This is a genomic window from Peribacillus sp. V2I11 (assembly GCF_030817135.1).
GTDB classification, from domain to species: Bacteria; Bacillota; Bacilli; order Bacillales; family DSM-1321; genus Peribacillus; species Peribacillus simplex.
This window is the reverse complement of the sequence record NZ_JAUSYW010000001.1, coordinates 1884323-1903656: the sequence shown is the minus strand read 5'-3', so window position 1 is coordinate 1903656 and position 19334 is coordinate 1884323. Positions and strand designations below refer to the sequence as shown.

13 protein-coding genes, 3 rRNA genes and 1 riboswitch are annotated in these 19334 nt (G+C 43.8%); of the genes, 15 read left to right on the top strand and 1 reads right to left on the bottom strand.

What is annotated here, in order from left to right:
* Positions 1-23: 23 nt before the first annotated feature.
* The 3 genes from QFZ73_RS09130 to QFZ73_RS09120 all read left to right on the top strand — a co-directional run bounded on the left by QFZ73_RS09130 (position 24) and on the right by QFZ73_RS09120 (position 3626).
* Entirely contained in the window at positions 24-908 is an 885-nt protein-coding gene (locus tag QFZ73_RS09130; RefSeq protein WP_251438249.1) for a shikimate dehydrogenase, read from the top strand.
* Between the two features lie 276 nt (positions 909-1184).
* Positions 1185-2393, top strand: coding sequence for an MFS transporter (locus QFZ73_RS09125; RefSeq protein ID WP_307265518.1), 1209 nt, complete (start codon positions 1185-1187; stop codon positions 2391-2393).
* 219 nt (positions 2394-2612) lie between these two features.
* Complete coding sequence (locus QFZ73_RS09120) at positions 2613-3626, top strand: LacI family DNA-binding transcriptional regulator (protein ID WP_144481205.1); 1014 nt, start codon at positions 2613-2615, stop codon at positions 3624-3626.
* Between the two features lie 120 nt (positions 3627-3746).
* On the opposite strand, the gene QFZ73_RS09115 is transcribed toward QFZ73_RS09120, so the two are convergent.
* Positions 3747-4304, bottom strand: coding sequence for a shikimate kinase (locus tag QFZ73_RS09115; protein WP_307265515.1), 558 nt, complete (start codon positions 4302-4304; stop codon positions 3747-3749).
* Positions 4305-5103: 799 nt separating this feature from the next.
* Between QFZ73_RS09115 and QFZ73_RS09110 the strand changes: the two genes are divergently transcribed.
* The 12 genes from QFZ73_RS09110 (at position 5104) to purF (ending at position 19316) form a co-directional block, all read left to right on the top strand.
* Positions 5104-6654: ribosomal RNA gene (locus tag QFZ73_RS09110) — 16S ribosomal RNA — on the top strand.
* A gap of 176 nt (positions 6655-6830) precedes the next feature.
* A 23S ribosomal RNA gene (locus QFZ73_RS09105) occupies positions 6831-9763 on the top strand.
* A 63-nt stretch (positions 9764-9826) separates the two neighbouring features.
* Positions 9827-9942: ribosomal RNA gene (gene rrf / locus QFZ73_RS09100) — 5S ribosomal RNA — on the top strand.
* The 16S, 23S and 5S rRNA genes sit together here, the layout of an rRNA operon.
* A gap of 537 nt (positions 9943-10479) precedes the next feature.
* The gene (locus QFZ73_RS09095) at positions 10480-10680 is read left to right on the top strand and encodes an NETI motif-containing protein (RefSeq protein WP_207440658.1); all 201 of its coding nucleotides are present in this window, start codon (positions 10480-10482) and stop codon (positions 10678-10680) included.
* A 74-nt stretch (positions 10681-10754) separates the two neighbouring features.
* Positions 10755-10856: riboswitch (purine riboswitch) on the top strand.
* A 179-nt stretch (positions 10857-11035) separates the two neighbouring features.
* Positions 11036-11524, top strand: coding sequence for a 5-(carboxyamino)imidazole ribonucleotide mutase (gene purE, locus QFZ73_RS09090; RefSeq protein ID WP_251432251.1), 489 nt, complete (start codon positions 11036-11038; stop codon positions 11522-11524).
* Positions 11508-12668 (top strand): 5-(carboxyamino)imidazole ribonucleotide synthase, encoded by a 1161-nt coding sequence (purK, locus tag QFZ73_RS09085; protein ID WP_251432250.1) that lies wholly within the window; start codon positions 11508-11510, stop codon positions 12666-12668. The genes purE and purK overlap by 17 nt, the downstream gene beginning before the upstream one ends.
* The gene (purB, locus tag QFZ73_RS09080) at positions 12665-13957 is read left to right on the top strand and encodes an adenylosuccinate lyase (protein ID WP_251432248.1); all 1293 of its coding nucleotides are present in this window, start codon (positions 12665-12667) and stop codon (positions 13955-13957) included. Before purK ends, purB begins: the two co-directional genes overlap by 4 nt.
* A gap of 103 nt (positions 13958-14060) precedes the next feature.
* On the top strand, positions 14061-14780 hold the full coding sequence (gene purC, locus QFZ73_RS09075) for a phosphoribosylaminoimidazolesuccinocarboxamide synthase (protein ID WP_063235720.1): 720 nt from the start codon (positions 14061-14063) through the stop codon (positions 14778-14780).
* Positions 14773-15027, top strand: a complete 255-nt coding sequence (gene purS, locus QFZ73_RS09070) for a phosphoribosylformylglycinamidine synthase subunit PurS (protein ID WP_034306118.1) — start codon at positions 14773-14775, stop codon at positions 15025-15027. Before purC ends, purS begins: the two co-directional genes overlap by 8 nt.
* The gene (gene purQ, locus QFZ73_RS09065; protein ID WP_034306116.1) at positions 15024-15710 is read left to right on the top strand and encodes a phosphoribosylformylglycinamidine synthase subunit PurQ; all 687 of its coding nucleotides are present in this window, start codon (positions 15024-15026) and stop codon (positions 15708-15710) included. The genes purS and purQ overlap by 4 nt, the downstream gene beginning before the upstream one ends.
* Positions 15694-17916, top strand: a complete 2223-nt coding sequence (gene purL / locus QFZ73_RS09060) for a phosphoribosylformylglycinamidine synthase subunit PurL (protein WP_307265503.1) — start codon at positions 15694-15696, stop codon at positions 17914-17916. Before purQ ends, purL begins: the two co-directional genes overlap by 17 nt.
* Positions 17901-19316 (top strand): amidophosphoribosyltransferase, encoded by a 1416-nt coding sequence (purF, locus tag QFZ73_RS09055; RefSeq protein WP_207440664.1) that lies wholly within the window; start codon positions 17901-17903, stop codon positions 19314-19316. Before purL ends, purF begins: the two co-directional genes overlap by 16 nt.
* Positions 19317-19334: the final 18 nt, after the last annotated feature.

The window sequence follows — 19334 nt, the reverse complement described above, 5'->3', positions numbered from 1 at the left end:
TTAAAAATCAGGGGGAATAGAACATGGGAAATCTAGGACGAATTAATGGGAAAACAAAATTAATAGGATTGCTGGCAACACCTATCGGACATTCTTTATCACCTGCCATGCATAATTTAGCTTTTGATAAATTAGGCTTGAATTGCGCCTATTTAGCATTTGAAGTTGGAAATGAACAGCTGGAAGATGCAGTCAAAGGGATGCGTGCATTAAATGTAAAAGGATTTAACGTCTCCATGCCTAATAAAATGAAAATCCTTCCATATCTTGATGAGTTGGCAGACAGTGCTAAATTTTCTGGGGCCGTTAATACAGTTGTCAATGTCGATGGAAAGTTCGTAGGGCACAGTACCGATGGAATGGGATATACTCGGAACCTAAAAGAACATGGTATAGATATTAAAGGCAAGAAAATGACTCTTATCGGTTCTGGTGGGGCTGCCACTCCAATTGCCATTCAATCTGCGCTGGAAGGTGTGGCGGAAATCAGCATTTTTGCTCGTGATGATGCTTTCTTCCCGCAAGCAGAAGAGAATGTACGAATCATCAATGAAGATATGAAGCACTTAAATGTGAAAGCCAATGTATACCCTCTCGAAAATGTTGAACAATTAAAGGCTGAAATCGCAACTAGTGATATTTTGGCAAATGGAACCGGCGTTGGCATGAAACCACTTGAAGGCTTAAGTGTCATTCGAGACGAATCAATGCTGCGTCCTGATTTAATCGTAACCGATGTTGTTTATATCCCACGTAAATCTAAACTAATGGAACAAGCTGAGGCAGCCGGCGCTACAGCTATTAATGGTCTTGGGATGATGCTTTGGCAAGGTGCATTGGCCTTTGAATTATGGACAGGTCAACAAATGCCTGTTGAATACATCAAAGAGCAATTGTTTGCAGAATAATATGATTCCACTCTGGAGATCATTCTCCATTTTATCGTAATAGAGGTTTTTTGATACTCGTTGTTCATCATCTTTAAATGATTACATCAAATGAGTTCTGAAGCCTCGGAGCTAAGAAATGCAGGGAGTGAAATCCCTTGTTTTTCTTAGCGTTTTTTTTTGAAAAGTGGTTTTCATTTAAATGGATAACATAAAGGGGAGGCTTTAATGTAATTACATGTTGCATTAAAGTGTTCTAGGGGAGAAACACAACGTGATTTATTTAGGGGTGTAATAATGAAAAATCAGTATTTTAAAGCGGCATCTGGCATGTATATTAACTATTTCCTACTGGGGATGGTTAATATAATTCTCGCCTCAAACATGTCCTCTTTAACAGAACAATGGGATACGGATTCTACAGGCATCAGTTATCTTATTGCAGCAATAGGAATAGGCAGATTACTCACGTATGGTCTCTCGGGAGTATTATCAGATAAATTTGGAAGAAAGCCATTGATCATTGTCTCTTCGGTTATAATGGGAGTTTTTTTAATCGGGATTCCATTTTCCCCAACATATGAAATGGCCTATGTATTTGCTCTACTTGCGGGAATTTCCAACTCAGCCATGGATGCTGGTACATATCCGGCGCTAACTGAAATGTTTCCTGAGTCTGCTGGTTCCGCCAGTGTTATGGTTAAGGCTTTTGGTTCACTTGGTGCAACCATCCTACCATTCATGATCTTGTTTCTTACTACGAACCAATTATTTTACGGGTTTGCATTTGTATTACCGGCTGTCATCTATTTCATGAATACGTTTTTTGTATTGTCCGCTTCATTCCCAAAAAGCAAATCCGATGCTGTCAGTAATGAGGAGGATTTGCATATGAACAGGTTCATAACTGAGCCTAAATTCTGGAACGAAGGAGTCGCGCTAATCATAATTGGGTTTACATCAACTGCGTTATTTACAGTTTCGCAAATCTGGTTACCGAGTTTTGGCCAGGAAGTCGCAGGGATGTCATCTTCAAGTGCAATTAAATTATTGAGCTATTATAGTATTGGATCACTTATTTCCGTCCTGCTATTATCCATCTTATTAAACAAATGGATTAAGCCAGTGACGGTGATATTGCTTTATCCAATGATTACTTTACTTACGGTAATCATCATATTAACGATTCATTTACCTATTGTCTTAAGTATTAGCTCCTTTTTCCTTGGAGCCTCGACAGCTGGGATATTTCAATTAACCATTGCGATAATGACTGAACTTTTCTGGAGGAAAAAAGGAACTGTAACAGGGATCGTTGCGACGGCATCCAGTTTGGCGAGCGTCATCTTACCAATTGCAACAGGCTTGCTCGCTAAGAGTGGGGATATATCGCATATATTTCTTTTCGATTGCTTTATTACAACTATAGGAATCCTGGCTGCAGCTTTTGTTTATTACCGGTATAAAAAATTGACACAGCCCCAGAACATATTTAACCATGGCTGAAAATTATTGAAGGATTACTTAAAACTCCATCTTCTAGAACTAGGGTGGCGTTTTTTTTTGGACTAATGAATATTGGATATAGATGTATTGGAGTGAGTATTGATCGATGAGATACCTTTGTTCCAAAAGCAAGGGTGTAATAATGACCGTAACTATATTATAGTAAGAACATGATAATAATAAGTACATCAAAAATACATTCAAGATGGTGATTGAACTATGAAACAATCCAAAAAAGGGCGGGTCACGCTGCAACAGGTTGCGAAACATGCTGGGGTATCTACATCCACCGCTTCCCTTATCGTTCGCAATAACCCTCGAATATCGGAAGCGACGCGAAAAAAGGTATTAAAATCCATGCATGAATTGGGTTATGTTTACGATAGAATTGCAGCAAACCTAAGGTCGCAGAGTTCGGATACTGTAGGAATCATTATTACCGACATATCAAATACCTTTTTTTCTGAATTCCTGATAGGCGTTCACGATGCATTGGATGAGGTCGGGTATACAGTGTTGCTGGGGACTACATTCGACTCGGTTGCCAAGCAGGACCATCTCCTTTCAACCATGATGGAACATAGGGTGGGAGGCCTGATTCTTTGTCCTGTCTCTGAAAGCTCACAAGATACAATTGAACGGTTAAATGAAATTGACACGCCGATGGTCCTTGCTGTCAGGGAACTGCCTGGAGTGAATAGCGACTATGTAGGCATAGACTATCCAGAAGGAGCCAGGATAGCTGTTGATCATCTCCTTGGAAAGGGGCATAAAAGAATTGCGCTCCTTGGTGGCATCAAGGAATCTTCTACTTGGATCGAGAGAATGGAGGGATATCGTGAAGCTCTTTCAAGAGCGGGATTGGAAGTTGATGAATCGTTGGTGATAGATAGTGCCCCTACACGGGAGGGAGGGCTGGAGGCTGTTTTGAAAGTACTTGAGAATCCTAATCCGCCTACCGCGATTTTTTGCTTTAGCGACTTAATTGCCTTCGGTGTTATGCAAGGATTAATGATGAAAGGATTTACTCCTGGAAAAGATATAGATATCGTAGGGTTCGATAACGTTCCAGTCGCAGAAATCTATCATCCGCCGCTAACGACCATTTCCTCATTCCCTAGACGTATTGGAAAAGAGGCAGCGAATCTTCTGTATCAGCAAATGGAGAAAATTGAACGTGAACAACAGCGAATCATATTGAATCCAGAACTGATTATTAGAGAATCTTCCTAAAAAAGAAAAATAAAAAGGTGATTAGTTTACAGGAGGCTAGGTATCCATACCACTGTACCCTTTTCATCTTTTCTATTATTCTTTTATTGGGAACATTGATTACCTATAAAAAGGATGGTCTTACTTAAGCGGTTCATAAATATCCCAGGCCACTTTCAATGAATCGACTATGAAGTCTGCCACTTCATCAACATCAAGATCATTGGTATTCACTTTTGAATGATGATAGGAGTATATTTCTTGTCTGGTGTAAAAGAGTTCTTCGATTTCCTCAAGGGACCGACTTTGTAAAACAGGTCTACTATCAATAAGTAAGCCTATTCTTTCTTTCCAGTAATCCCAAGATAAGTCCAGATAAAAGACAATGCAATTGGCTAAACATATATTCCGTATATCCTCTTGTAAAAATGCCCCGCCTCCAACTGAAATGATTTTCAATTGTTGTTGACTAAAGCTTTCAATTACACTTTTTTCTTTTTCGCGAAAAGCTTTTTCCCCAAACTTCTTGAATATTTCTGTAGTGGGCATATTGAATTCCTTTTCAATTTCTTGATCTATATCAATAAAGTCCCTATATAATTTCCTTGCTACTTTCTGTCCGATCGTCGTCTTTCCTACCCCCATAAAGCCAATAAAAACGATACTTTGCATCCTCAAAGATGTGTTTTTATTAATCATTTATAAATCCCTCTCCCAACTATATTTTATAATGATTAAAAGTCTCTTCTGAAATTTTTAAAATATATTTATTATAGTACAAGAAAGTAAAATTGTAAAAAAATTTTTTAATATTTGGACAATGAAAATCCGTGATTTAGCGGTTTATTTCTAAATCAATCTATCCGAAAGGAACAATCAGTTTTTCAGTATTCGATTTTATACATCTAATTATACGTTTCCTCATCTATACCAGGTTGTTATCGCCATTACCTATCACTTGCAGGTTTTATGGATTTTGCCAAAAACATTACTAGGTTGAAGGGGAATATGTTTCAAATGGGGCTTTATTTAATAAAATGGATGGGATCAATGATTTTGTTGGATTATATGTTTTAAGCGGAAGCCAAGGTATGACAGGTACATTTATTCCTCCATATAATTGATTAAATCATTTAACAAGGAAATGTATGAAATGTGTTGACTTTATAGTGGGAAAGGATTAATATAAATAAGCACCAACTAAGACAAATGAAAAACTTCATCACTTTTGGCTGATTGCTGAAAGAAAAAATAACTATTGACTTCTTACTATGAAAATGATAAGATGAAATGGTCGCTGAAAAACACAGCGATTTAAAATAAGTTAAAAACTTCGCAGAAGTTGACAACTAATCAATAAGATGTTATGATGAATAAACAGCCGTTCGAAAGAACGAATGTGAAAATTGCTCTTTGAAAACTGAACAAAACAAAGCGCCAACGTTAAATTTTAAGTGAGCACACACTATCAAAAAAGCAAATGAGCAAGTCAAACATTTCTTCGGAGAGTTTGATCCTGGCTCAGGACGAACGCTGGCGGCGTGCCTAATACATGCAAGTCGAGCGAATCGATGGGAGCTTGCTCCCTGAGATTAGCGGCGGACGGGTGAGTAACACGTGGGCAACCTGCCTATAAGACTGGGATAACTTCGGGAAACCGGAGCTAATACCGGATACGTTCTTTTCTCGCATGAGAGAAGATGGAAAGACGGTTTACGCTGTCACTTATAGATGGGCCCGCGGCGCATTAGCTAGTTGGTGAGGTAATGGCTCACCAAGGCGACGATGCGTAGCCGACCTGAGAGGGTGATCGGCCACACTGGGACTGAGACACGGCCCAGACTCCTACGGGAGGCAGCAGTAGGGAATCTTCCGCAATGGACGAAAGTCTGACGGAGCAACGCCGCGTGAACGAAGAAGGCCTTCGGGTCGTAAAGTTCTGTTGTTAGGGAAGAACAAGTACCAGAGTAACTGCTGGTACCTTGACGGTACCTAACCAGAAAGCCACGGCTAACTACGTGCCAGCAGCCGCGGTAATACGTAGGTGGCAAGCGTTGTCCGGAATTATTGGGCGTAAAGCGCGCGCAGGTGGTTCCTTAAGTCTGATGTGAAAGCCCACGGCTCAACCGTGGAGGGTCATTGGAAACTGGGGAACTTGAGTGCAGAAGAGGAAAGTGGAATTCCAAGTGTAGCGGTGAAATGCGTAGAGATTTGGAGGAACACCAGTGGCGAAGGCGACTTTCTGGTCTGTAACTGACACTGAGGCGCGAAAGCGTGGGGAGCAAACAGGATTAGATACCCTGGTAGTCCACGCCGTAAACGATGAGTGCTAAGTGTTAGAGGGTTTCCGCCCTTTAGTGCTGCAGCTAACGCATTAAGCACTCCGCCTGGGGAGTACGGCCGCAAGGCTGAAACTCAAAGGAATTGACGGGGGCCCGCACAAGCGGTGGAGCATGTGGTTTAATTCGAAGCAACGCGAAGAACCTTACCAGGTCTTGACATCCTCTGACAACCCTAGAGATAGGGCTTTCCCCTTCGGGGGACAGAGTGACAGGTGGTGCATGGTTGTCGTCAGCTCGTGTCGTGAGATGTTGGGTTAAGTCCCGCAACGAGCGCAACCCTTGATCTTAGTTGCCAGCATTCAGTTGGGCACTCTAAGGTGACTGCCGGTGACAAACCGGAGGAAGGTGGGGATGACGTCAAATCATCATGCCCCTTATGACCTGGGCTACACACGTGCTACAATGGATGGTACAAAGGGCTGCAAACCTGCGAAGGTAAGCGAATCCCATAAAGCCATTCTCAGTTCGGATTGTAGGCTGCAACTCGCCTACATGAAGCCGGAATCGCTAGTAATCGCGGATCAGCATGCCGCGGTGAATACGTTCCCGGGCCTTGTACACACCGCCCGTCACACCACGAGAGTTTGTAACACCCGAAGTCGGTGAGGTAACCTTCATGGAGCCAGCCGCCTAAGGTGGGACAGATGATTGGGGTGAAGTCGTAACAAGGTAGCCGTATCGGAAGGTGCGGCTGGATCACCTCCTTTCTAAGGATAATTACGAGAGCGCTTTTGTTTTGTTCAGTTTTGAATGAGTGATTCATTCAAATAGGAAAGACAAACATCACGATGTGATGGATTCTTTCTGCTTTGTTCCTTGAAAACTAGATAATAGATAGAAGGCAATTAATTTTTTTCAAAGCATCTGTAAGATCTTTTTTAACGGTTAAGTTAGAAAGGGCGCACGGTGGATGCCTTGGCACTAGGAGCCGATGAAGGACGGGACTAACACCGATATGCTTCGGGGAGCTGTAAGTAAGCTTTGATCCGGAGATTTCCGAATGGGGAAACCCACTGTTCGTAATGGAACAGTATCTTTACCTGAATACATAGGGTACTGAAGGCAGACCCGGGGAACTGAAACATCTAAGTACCCGGAGGAAGAGAAAGCAAATGCGATTTCCTGAGTAGCGGCGAGCGAAACGGAATTAGCCCAAACCAAGAGGCTTGCCTCTTGGGGTTGTAGGACACTCAACATGGAGTTACAAAGGAACGGGGTAAATGAAGCGATCTGGAAAGATCCGTCGAAGAAGGTAAAAACCCTGTAGTTGAAACTTCGTTCCCTCCTGAGTGGATCCTGAGTACGGCGGGACACGAGAAATCCCGTCGGAAGCAGGGAGGACCATCTCCCAAGGCTAAATACTCCCTAGTGACCGATAGTGAACCAGTACCGTGAGGGAAAGGTGAAAAGCACCCCGGAAGGGGAGTGAAATAGATCCTGAAACCGTGTGCCTACAAGTAGTCAAAGCCCGTTAATGGGTAATGGCGTGCCTTTTGTAGAATGAACCGGCGAGTTACGATTTCATGCGAGGTTAAGTTGATGAGACGGAGCCGCAGCGAAAGCGAGTCTGAATAGGGCGAATGAGTATGAGGTCGTAGACCCGAAACCAGGTGATCTACCCATGTCCAGGGTGAAGTTCAGGTAACACTGAATGGAGGCCCGAACCCACGCACGTTGAAAAGTGCGGGGATGAGGTGTGGGTAGCGGAGAAATTCCAATCGAACCTGGAGATAGCTGGTTCTCTCCGAAATAGCTTTAGGGCTAGCCTCAAGATGAGAGTATTGGAGGTAGAGCACTGATTGGACTAGGGGCCCCCAACGGGTTACCGAATTCAGTCAAACTCCGAATGCCAAATACTTATTCTTGGGAGTCAGACTGCGAGTGATAAGATCCGTAGTCGAAAGGGAAACAGCCCAGACCACCAGCTAAGGTCCCAAAGTATACGTTAAGTGGAAAAGGATGTGGAGTTGCTTAGACAACCAGGATGTTGGCTTAGAAGCAGCCACCATTTAAAGAGTGCGTAATAGCTCACTGGTCGAGTGACTCCGCGCCGAAAATGTACCGGGGCTAAACGTATCACCGAAGCTGTGGATTGACACCATTAGGTGTCGATGGTAGGAGAGCGTTCTAAGGGCGTTGAAGTCAGACCGGAAGGACTGGTGGAGCGCTTAGAAGTGAGAATGCCGGTATGAGTAGCGAAAGAAGGGTGAGAATCCCTTCCACCGAATGCCTAAGGTTTCCTGAGGAAGGCTCGTCCGCTCAGGGTTAGTCGGGACCTAAGCCGAGGCCGAAAGGCGTAGGCGATGGACAACAGGTTGATATTCCTGTACCACCTATACATCGTTTGAACGATGGGGGGACGCAGAAGGATAGGGTAAGCGCGCTGTTGGATATGCGCGTCCAAGCAGTTAGGCCGGAAACGAGGCAAATCCCGTTTCCATTAAGGCGGAGCTGTGATGGCGAGGGAAATATAGTACCGAAGTTCCTGATTCCACGCTGCCAAGAAAAGCCTCTAGTGAGATGTAAGGTGCCCGTACCGCAAACCGACACAGGTAGGCGAGGAGAGAATCCTAAGGTGTGCGAGAGAACTCTCGTTAAGGAACTCGGCAAAATGACCCCGTAACTTCGGGAGAAGGGGTGCTTTTTAGGGTGAATAGCCCAGAAAAGCCGCAGTGAATAGGCCCAGGCGACTGTTTAGCAAAAACACAGGTCTCTGCGAAGCCGCAAGGCGAAGTATAGGGGCTGACACCTGCCCGGTGCTGGAAGGTTAAGGGGAGAGGTTAGCGCAAGCGAAGCTTTGAACCGAAGCCCCAGTAAACGGCGGCCGTAACTATAACGGTCCTAAGGTAGCGAAATTCCTTGTCGGGTAAGTTCCGACCCGCACGAAAGGTGTAACGATCTGGGCACTGTCTCAACGAGAGACTCGGTGAAATTATAGTACCTGTGAAGATGCAGGTTACCCGCGACAGGACGGAAAGACCCCGTGGAGCTTTACTGCAGCCTGATATTGAATTTTGGTACAGCTTGTACAGGATAGGTAGGAGCCTGAGAAGCCGGAGCGCTAGCTTCGGTGGAGGCGTTGGTGGGATACTACCCTGGCTGTATTGAAATTCTAACCCGCGCCCCTTATCGGGGTGGGAGACAGTGTCAGGTGGGCAGTTTGACTGGGGCGGTCGCCTCCTAAAGAGTAACGGAGGCGCCCAAAGGTTCCCTCAGAATGGTTGGAAATCATTCGTAGAGTGTAAAGGCACAAGGGAGCTTGACTGCGAGACCTACAAGTCGAGCAGGGACGAAAGTCGGGCTTAGTGATCCGGTGGTTCCGCATGGAAGGGCCATCGCTCAACGGATAAAAGCTACCCCGGGGATAACAGGCTTATCTCCCCCAAGAGTCCACATCGACGGGGAGGTTTGGCACCTCGATGTCGGCTCATCGCATCCTGGGGCTGTAGTCGGTCCCAAGGGTTGGGCTGTTCGCCCATTAAAGCGGTACGCGAGCTGGGTTCAGAACGTCGTGAGACAGTTCGGTCCCTATCCGTCGCGGGCGCAGGAAATTTGAGAGGAGCTGTCCTTAGTACGAGAGGACCGGGATGGACGCACCGCTGGTGTACCAGTTGTCTTGCCAAAGGCATAGCTGGGTAGCTACGTGCGGACGGGATAAGTGCTGAAAGCATCTAAGCATGAAGCCCCCCTCAAGATGAGATTTCCCATGGCGCAAGCTAGTAAGATCCCTGAAAGATGATCAGGTTGATAGGTCAGAGGTGGAAGCGTGGCGACATGTGGAGCTGACTGATACTAATAGATCGAGGACTTAACCAACGCTTTAAAAAAATGAAATACCTTCTTATTATCTAGTTTTGAAGGAACAACGTTCCTTTCATGTTTGGTGGCGATAGCGAAGAGGTCACACCCGTTCCCATTCCGAACACGGCAGTTAAGCTCTTCAGCGCCGATGGTAGTTGGGGGTTTCCCCCTGTGAGAGTAGGACGCCGCCAAGCCATTTCAAAGATCAGCCATCCGGCTGGTCTTTTTTGCATTCTATGTTATCAGTTTCAGGGAGAATTAACGCAAATTCTTTAAATGAAATAATTAAACCCCGCAGAATTCCGACCAAGATTGGAAAAATCGACCTGTAGGCTAATAAATTCGAACTATCTTTAAATCCTCTCGAATTCTTTTATAATCGACCTCACTTGAATTGAAATGATTCATGAGAGCAATATACGAATATGTATCGATCGTGGAGCAGAGGTTAATTTCATGAGTCAGGCTATAGTAATTCAGAAGGGGGAGAAGGGGAGGATATTAAAGGGGATGTATAATTTATGTGTGTAGGTACTTTTACGAAAGAGAGGGATTTCATAATCGGGGGAATTATGGAATTTGTATTATGATGTAATCGGTTTTATTGAAATGTATTCTTGTCTTTACTTGTTCTTTTCATTATACTATGAAGAATTTATTAATGATATTAATGCAAGTTGGATGCTAAAGAAGAAGACAGACATAATAAAATTATGGAAGGGATCGGTATTGTGAGTAAAAAGAGTAAGGAAAAGTTTGAAGTTATCGAAGGCGAGTCGATCGATGCATGTTTAGATCGAATTAAAGCTGCAGGGTACTTTCCTGTAAGGCGAACGGAAGAGCCTATCTTTGCCGAGAGAATCGAGAATGGCAAAGTCCATTATGTGCCAATTGATCGAAAAATTGTATTCGAAGCAAAATTAATTGAGTAAAACACGAACGATTAGATAATATCGTGTAAAAATATTCGATTTTAACTTGACATTAAAATGGCCGGAAGGTAAGATGAAGTTACATTAATACATCTCATATAATCATGGGGATATGGCCCAAAAGTTTCTACCTGATGACCGTAAATCATCGGACTATGAGAAAAGCATCTGACTATTTTGGAAACTAGCCAAGTCTTTTTGTATTTTTTCAAAAAGGGCTTTCTTTTCCGGACAGGCTGCTTTCTCGATGAGGAAGCAACCTGTCCGGTTTTTTAATTTACATGTGATAGATAATGATAAGCGTCCGTCTGCATACTAGGGACGCCATAATATGAGTGTTGGAGGGAAAGATTATATGAAACCGCAAGTTGGGGTTATTATGGGAAGTGTCTCGGATTGGGAAACGATGAAATACGCTTGTGAGTCATTGGAACAGCTTGAGATTCCCTATGAAAAAAGAGTCGTTTCCGCCCACCGGACGCCGGATTTACTATTTGAATATGCAGAGAGTGCAAAAGAGAGAGAGATTAAAGTGATTATTGCCGGAGCAGGCGGGGCTGCACATCTTCCAGGTATGACCGCCGCTAAAACGATTGTCCCTGTGATAGGCGTACCAATACAGTCGAAGGCATTAAATGGGATGGATTCGTTATTATCGATTGTTCAAATGCCTGGTGGCGTACCGGTTGCAACGGTTGCGATCGGAAAAGCGGGCGCAGTCAATGCCGGTTTGTTTGCGGCTCAAATATTAGCAGCTTTTGATTCTGACATTGCTGATAGGTTAGAGGCTTTACGAGACGAAACCAGAGAAAAGGTGTTACAGAGCAGTGAACAACTTAAATAATACAATCATTTTACCGGGACAGACCATTGGAATAATCGGCGGTGGGCAATTGGGCAGGATGATGGCCTTATCGGCTAAGGCATCGGGCTTTAAGATAGCGGTCCTTGAGCCGACTGCAGAAGGTCCATGTGCTCAAGTGGCGGATATAGAAATCACTGGTGCTTATGATGATATCGAAGCATTGAAAAAATTAGCTGAGGTCAGTGACGTCATAACATACGAGTTTGAAAATATCAGTTCAGAAGCCCTGGATTGGTTAAAGCAACATGCATTTCTTCCACAGGGCTCAGAATTATTAAAGCTGACGCAGGATAGACTTACTGAAAAAAAAGCCATTTCTGATGCGGGAGCTTCTGTTGCTCCATATCAGGAAATACAGGATATTTCAGAAATTCACCTTCATATAGAGAAATTAGGGTACCCTAGTGTGTTAAAAACGACGCGGGGCGGTTATGATGGAAAAGGGCAGTTGGTCATAAAGGAAGAAGCCGATATCAAACAGGCTGAATCTCTGCTCAAAACAGGTAAATGTGTGCTGGAAGCCTGGATTCCTTTCGTAAAAGAAATCTCCATTATCGTGACGCGCAAGGCAGATGGCGAGGCAAGTCATTTTCCGATTGCGGAAAACATTCATATTGAAAACATTCTTCATAAAAGTATTGTTCCCGCCCGTATTAGTCAACAGGCTGAACGGAAAGCTATTAATGAAGCTTTGCAGCTTGCAGAGAAGCTTGATTTGGTGGGGACATTGGCAGTAGAGATGTTTTTAACCGCTCAGGATGAGATCATCATTAATGAATTAGCGCCAAGACCTCATAACTCAGGCCATTATACAATGGAAGCATGTGAGACTTCACAGTTCGAACAGCATATAAGGGCCGTCTGCAATTGGCCGCTCGGAAATACGGCGTTATTGAAGCCTGTGGTAATGATAAACATCCTTGGTGAGCATATCGGACCCTTAATGGATGAAATTCCGACGCTATCAGATTGGAAGGTTCACCTTTACGGTAAGAAAGAAGCCAAGCTTAAGAGGAAAATGGGTCATGTGAATATTTTACGTCCAACGATTGAGGAAGCTCTTTTGGAAAGTGATCGAAGCAAAATATGGAATCAACAGGTTGAAACGGAGGAACTAAAATGATTGAACGTTATACCCGCCCAGAGATGGGAAACATTTGGACAGAAAAGAACCGCTTTAATGCGTGGTTGGAAGTTGAAATCTTAGCTTGTGAAGCATGGTCTGAACTAGGTGTCATTCCAAAAGAAGATGTAAAGCTTCTTCGTGAAAATGCTACATTCGATGTGGACCGTATCAATGAAATCGAAATAGATACACGCCACGATGTTGTTGCTTTTACACGTGCGGTTTCTGAAACGTTGGGTGAAGAACGGAAATGGGTCCATTACGGACTGACTTCTACTGATGTGGTGGATACAGCTCTTTCATATGTGATAAAGCAAGCGAATGATATCCTTGCCAAGGATTTAAATAACTTCGTGGAGATCCTGAAAAATAAAGCGAAAGAACATAAATACACGGTTCAAATGGGACGTACACATGGAGTTCATGCGGAACCGACCACTTTTGGGTTGAAACTGGCCCTTTGGTATCAAGAAATGAAACGGAATGTCGAACGTTTTGAAGAAGCTAGAAAGAACATAGAGGTTGGGAAAATCTCTGGAGCTGTCGGAACCTACGCTAACATCGACCCGTTCGTTGAAAAATTCGTTTGTGAAAAGCTTGGCCTTGAGGCAGCGCCTATTTCAACACAAACATTGCAGCGCGATCGCCACGCACATTATATGAGCACATTGGCTTTAATTGCGACATCAATTGAAAAGTTCGCAGTGGAAATTCGCGGCTTGCAAAAAAGTGAAACACGCGAAGTGGAAGAATTCTTTGCAAAAGGACAAAAGGGATCTTCGGCAATGCCTCATAAACGGAATCCAATCGGCTCAGAAAATATGACGGGTATGGCTCGTGTAATCCGCGGTTACATGATGACAGCATATGAGAATGTGCCATTATGGCATGAGCGTGACATTTCTCATTCTTCTGCTGAGCGCATCATCTTGCCGGATGCAACGATCGCATTAAACTACATGCTGAACCGTTTCAGCAACATAGTTAAGAACTTGACCGTTTATCCAGAAAATATGAAACGCAATATGGACCGTACGCTGGGATTGATTTTCTCACAACGTGTGCTGCTTTCCCTTATCGATAAAGGACTTGTCCGTGAAGAAGCTTATGATACGGTTCAGCCGAAAGCGATGGAAGCATGGGAGCTTCAGGTTCCATTCAGAAGCCTGATCGAAAAGGATGATAAAATCACAAGCTTGCTTACGAAAGAAGAACTTGATGATTGTTTCGATCCTACACATCACTTGAAAAATGTTGATGTAATCTTTGATCGTTTAGGTTTATAAAAGTGAAGGCGGCAAACATGGCACCTCTAAACGGTGATATGTTTGCCAAGCCTGATCAATGGCAGGAAGATTCGTAATATTCACAATGTGGGGGTCTGGACAGATGGAAAAACGAGAATTGTTGTATGAAGGAAAAGCGAAACAGATTTTTGCAACGGACAACAGTGAAATAGTATGGGTGGAATACAAGGATTCGGCAACAGCGTTTAATGGTGAGAAGAAGTCAGAGATTGCAGGAAAAGGTAAGTTGAATAATCAAATTACAAGCTTGCTTTTTTCAAAGCTTGCCCAGGAAAATATCCCGTCCCATTTTATTGAAAAGCTTTCCGACCGGGAGCAGCTAGTCAAGAGGGTATCCATCATTCCGCTTGAAGTCGTTGTCAGAAATACGGCGGCCGGCAGTTTTTCTAAAAGGACTGGCATTGAAGAAGGCCAGCCGCTCAAGAAAACGCTGATTGAGTTTTACTATAAAGATGACGAGCTCGGCGATCCTCTGTTAACGGAAGACCATATTGAAGAATTGGAACTTGCAAGCAAGGAAGATGTAGCCATTTTAAAAGAAAAGGCACAAGAAATCAGTATCGTCTTAACTTCCTTCTTTAAAGAATTGGACATTAAATTGATTGATTTTAAATTAGAGTTCGGTAAAACCCCGAATGGAGACATTCTGCTGGCAGATGAAATTTCACCTGATACCTGCCGATTATGGGATATTAACACGAACGAAAAGTTAGACAAAGATGTATTCCGCCGTAATTTAGGCAGTTTAACAGATGCTTACGAAAAAATACTAGCAAAGTTGGAGGGCACTCAACATGTATAAGGTTAAGGTATATATCACACTACGCGAAAGTGTACTAGATCCACAGGGAGCAGCAGTGCAACAATCTCTTCATAGTTTGACTTATAACGAAGTTAGTGATGTTCGAGTGGGGAAATACATTGAACTTACAATTAAGGATACGGATCGTGATTTAGATCAACTTGTGAAGGAAATGTGTGAAAAACTATTGGCCAATACGGTAATTGAAGCTTACCGTTATGATGTTGAGGAGGTTATCACCCAATGAAATTTGCTGTCATAGTTTTCCCCGGTTCCAATTGTGATGTCGATATGTACCATGCGATAAAGGATGCCCTGGGGGAAGAAGTGGAGTATGTTTGGCACTCTACAGACAATCTAGATCAGTATGATGGGATTCTCCTTCCTGGAGGTTTCTCTTATGGAGACTATTTACGCTCTGGAGCAATTGCACGATTCTCGAATGTAATGGCCGAAGTCGTAAAAGCGGCACAAGCAGGAAAGCCTGTATTGGGTGTCTGCAATGGTTTTCAGATTTTACTTGAAGCAGGACTTTTACCTGGAGCGATGCGCCGGAATGAAGGCTTGAAATTCATTTGCCGCAATGTAGGATTGAAGGTTGAAAATAATCAATCGATGTTCACGACAGGATATGAATTAAATGAAACGATTACGATTCCGGTTGCCCATGGCGAAGGGAATTACTACTGTGATAATGAGACATTGGCTGAATTAAAACGAAACAACCGAATCTTGTTCACGTATGATGGTGAAAATCCAAACGGAAGCTTGGAACAGATAGCGGGAATTACAAATGAACAAGGAAATGTCCTCGGAATGATGCCTCATCCCGAACGTGCTGTTGATTCGCTGCTTGGCAGTAAAGACGGCTTAAAGATTTTTCAATCCATCGTAAAAAACTGGAGGGAATCACATGTTATTACAGCTTGAACCAAGTCCGGAAAAAATTAAATCGGATCGATTGTACGCAACTATGGGACTATCCGATGATGAATTTGCAATGGTGGAGAAAATCTTAGGCAGACTGCCGAATTATACGGAAACTGGATTGTTTTCGGTTATGTGGTCAGAGCATTGTTCCTACAAAAATTCAAAACCCATCTTAAGGAAGTTCCCGATTACAGGGGAGAAAGTGCTACAAGGTCCTGGTGAAGGAGCAGGTATCGTTGATATCGGTGACGATCAGGCTGTCGTTTTTAAAATAGAAAGTCATAACCACCCATCGGCAATTGAGCCTTATCAGGGTGCTGCCACTGGTGTCGGCGGTATTATCCGTGATGTTTTCTCCATGGGTGCCCGTCCGATTGCGATGTTGAACTCGCTTCGCTTCGGTGAGTTAGACAATGATCGTGTGAAATATTTATTTAAAGAAGTGGTTGCAGGGATTGCAGGATACGGGAATTGTATCGGAATTCCAACTGTCGGCGGAGAAATTCAATTTGATCCATCGTATGAAGGAAATCCTCTGGTCAATGCAATGTGTGTCGGTTTGATCGATCATAAGGACATTAAAAAAGGCCAAGCGCATGGAGTGGGCAACACAGTGATGTATGTGGGTGCCAAAACTGGACGGGATGGTATTCATGGAGCAACATTTGCATCAGAAGAGCTATCAGAGTCTTCAGAAGAAAAACGGCCTGCCGTACAAGTAGGCGATCCATTCATGGAGAAACTGCTTCTGGAAGCATGCCTTGAATTGATTCAAAATGATGCCCTTGTTGGTATTCAGGATATGGGAGCAGCGGGTCTTACAAGCTCATCTGCCGAAATGGCGAGCAAAGCTGGCTCAGGAATAAAGATGAACCTTGATTTGGTACCGCAGCGTGAAACGGGAATGACAGCATATGAAATGATGCTTTCTGAATCACAAGAGCGGATGCTGATCGTTGTAACTAAAGGACGCGAACAGGAAATAGTTGACTTGTTTACGAAATATGACCTAGAAGCGGTTGCTGTTGGAGAAGTAACGGATGATAAAAATCTAACACTTTCCCATCAAGGTGAAATCGTTGCTGAGGTTCCGGTTGATGCATTGGCTGAAGAAGCTCCGATTTATCACAAGCCATCTTCAGAACCGCAATATTTCCGTGACTTCCAAAGCATGACGGCAGAAGTGCCAGTCATTGGAGATTATAAAGAAACATTGGTATCACTATTGAAGCAACCGACAATTTCGAGTAAGGAATGGGTCTACGACCAATATGATTACATGGTCCGCACGAATACAGTCGTCTCACCTGGATCGGATGCGGCGGTAGTGCGTGTACGGGGTACAAATAAGGCTCTTGCCATGACGACGGATTGCAACTCCCGCTTTATTTATTTAGATCCTGAAACAGGTGGCAAAATCGCAGTGGCTGAAGCTGCCCGTAACATCATTTGTTCGGGTGCGGAACCTTTAGCGATTACGGATTGCTTGAATTTTGGGAATCCAGAAAAACCTGAAATATTTTGGCAATTGGAAAAAGCGGCAGACGGTATGAGTGAAGCTTGCAGAAGCTTAAGTACTCCTGTAATTGGCGGAAATGTCTCCCTTTACAATGAAACGAATGGTGAAGCGATTTATCCGACACCTGTAGTTGGAATGGTTGGTCTTGTCAGTGACCTTCAGCACATCACTACACAAACATTTAAAAATGAATCCGATTTGATTTATGTGGTCGGCGAAGCGAAAGTTGAATTTGGTGGCAGTGAATTACAGAAAATGCTTGAGGGTAAAATATTTGGACGAGCTCCAGAACTTGATTTGGCCGTTGAACAAAAACGTCAGCAGCAAATTCTAACTGCAATCCAAAAAGGACTTGTTGCATCAGCCCATGACCTTTCGGAAGGCGGTTTGGCAGTGGCTTTAGCTGAATCTTTATTCGGGGCTAGCAAACTTGGGGCAAAAGTGGATATATCCGGCGAACCGGTATCCGAATTATTCAGTGAAACGCAATCACGATTCCTACTTTCCATCAATCCTGAAAACCAAGCGGCATTTGAAGCACTTGTTGAAGATGCGATATGCATAGGCTCAGTAACGGATGATAATAAATTAGTCGTGGCAACAGGCAGTGATAGCAAAGTATTGGAAGCGGACGTTGAAGATTTACAAACAGCTTGGAAGGGAGCCATACCATGCTTGCTGAAATAAGAAGCCTAAACGAAGAGTGTGGTGTTGTTGGAGTCTGGGGACATCCCGATTCAGCACAGCTTGCTTACTACGGTTTGCATAGCTTACAACATCGTGGTCAAGAGGGAGCAGGCATCGTCGTGACGGATGGTGAGCAGATGTCCATCTCTAAGGGCGAAGGTCTTGTCACAGAGATATTCACGGCCGAAAAAATGCAGGCACTTTCCGGTACCGGAAAAGCGGCAATCGGCCATGTCCGTTATACAACGGCAGGCGGTGGCGGGTATCAAAATGTTCAGCCTTTCTTGTTCAATTCACATACAGGAGGGCTGGCCCTTGCTCATAATGGGAATATCGTCAATGCCCATCAGTTAAAAGCACAGCTTGAAGGACAGGGAAGCATTTTTCAAACGACATCTGATACGGAAGTTCTGGCACATCTGATTAAACGCTCCGGCTACTCGGATGTCAGAGATTCCGTGAAGAATAGTTTAAGCATGTTGAAGGGAGCCTATGCCTTTGTCATCATGACAGAGAATCAAATGATCATGGCAAGAGATCCGCATGGCTTCCGTCCACTTTCCTTAGGGAAAATAGGCGATGCATATTTCGCTGCATCCGAAACATGTGCACTTGATATTGTAGGTGCAGAATTCATCCGCGATATTGAGCCGGGTGAACTGGTTGTCATTAATGATGAGGGAATCACATCCGAATACTTTTCGCTTTCCAGTCAACAGGCAATGTGCACGATGGAGTACGTGTATTTTTCCCGTCCGGATAGCAACATTGATGGTATCAATGTTCATACGGCACGAAAAAACCTTGGCAAGCAAATGGCGCTGGAAACCAAAATTGAAGCCGATGTAGTTACAGGTGTACCTGATTCCAGCATTTCGGCAGCGATTGGCTATGCAGAAGCTGCAGGCATTCCCTATGAAATGGGTTTAATAAAAAATCGGTATGTTGGACGGACGTTCATTCAGCCATCACAAAGTCTGCGTGAACAAGGCGTGAAGATGAAACTATCACCTGTAAGAGGGGTAGTGGAAGGTAAGCGGGTCATAATGGTTGATGATTCAATCGTCCGCGGGACAACGAGCAGAAGGATTGTACGCATGTTAAAAGATGCCGGAGCGAAAGAAGTGCATGTAGTAATCAGCTCACCACCGATCAAGAATCCATGTTTTTATGGCATTGACACGTCTAAAAAGGAAGAACTGATTGCGAGCTCTAAATCGGTGGAGGAAATAAGGGAAATCATCGGTGCTGATTCCTTAACCTTTTTAAGTGTCGAAGGTATGGTCGAAGCAATTGGACGACCGTTTCCTGGAGAAACGCGCGGTTCATGCCTAGCTTGTTTCACCGGGAATTATCCGACTGAAATTTTTGAATACGAACGAGAAAAAACAAAATGTTAATCAAGTCGGCAATGAGGA

Bases quoted from the DNA above. Each gene is read 5' to 3' on its own strand.
- QFZ73_RS09125 (WP_307265518.1), top strand. From the start codon at position 1,185: ATGAAAAATCAGTATTTTAAAGCGGCATCTGGCATGTATATTAACTAT.
- purF (WP_207440664.1), top strand. From the start codon at position 17,901: ATGCTTGCTGAAATAAGAAGCCTAAACGAAGAGTGTGGTGTTGTTGGA.
- purS (WP_034306118.1), top strand. From the start codon at position 14,773: ATGTATAAGGTTAAGGTATATATCACACTACGCGAAAGTGTACTAGAT.
- purE (WP_251432251.1), top strand. From the start codon at position 11,036: ATGAAACCGCAAGTTGGGGTTATTATGGGAAGTGTCTCGGATTGGGAA.
- purB (WP_251432248.1), top strand. From the start codon at position 12,665: ATGATTGAACGTTATACCCGCCCAGAGATGGGAAACATTTGGACAGAA.
- QFZ73_RS09115 (WP_307265515.1), bottom strand. From the start codon at position 4,304: ATGATTAATAAAAACACATCTTTGAGGATGCAAAGTATCGTTTTTATT.
- QFZ73_RS09120 (WP_144481205.1), top strand. From the start codon at position 2,613: ATGAAACAATCCAAAAAAGGGCGGGTCACGCTGCAACAGGTTGCGAAA.
- QFZ73_RS09130 (WP_251438249.1), top strand. From the start codon at position 24: ATGGGAAATCTAGGACGAATTAATGGGAAAACAAAATTAATAGGATTG.
- purC (WP_063235720.1), top strand. From the start codon at position 14,061: ATGGAAAAACGAGAATTGTTGTATGAAGGAAAAGCGAAACAGATTTTT.
- purQ (WP_034306116.1), top strand. From the start codon at position 15,024: ATGAAATTTGCTGTCATAGTTTTCCCCGGTTCCAATTGTGATGTCGAT.
- purL (WP_307265503.1), top strand. From the start codon at position 15,694: ATGTTATTACAGCTTGAACCAAGTCCGGAAAAAATTAAATCGGATCGA.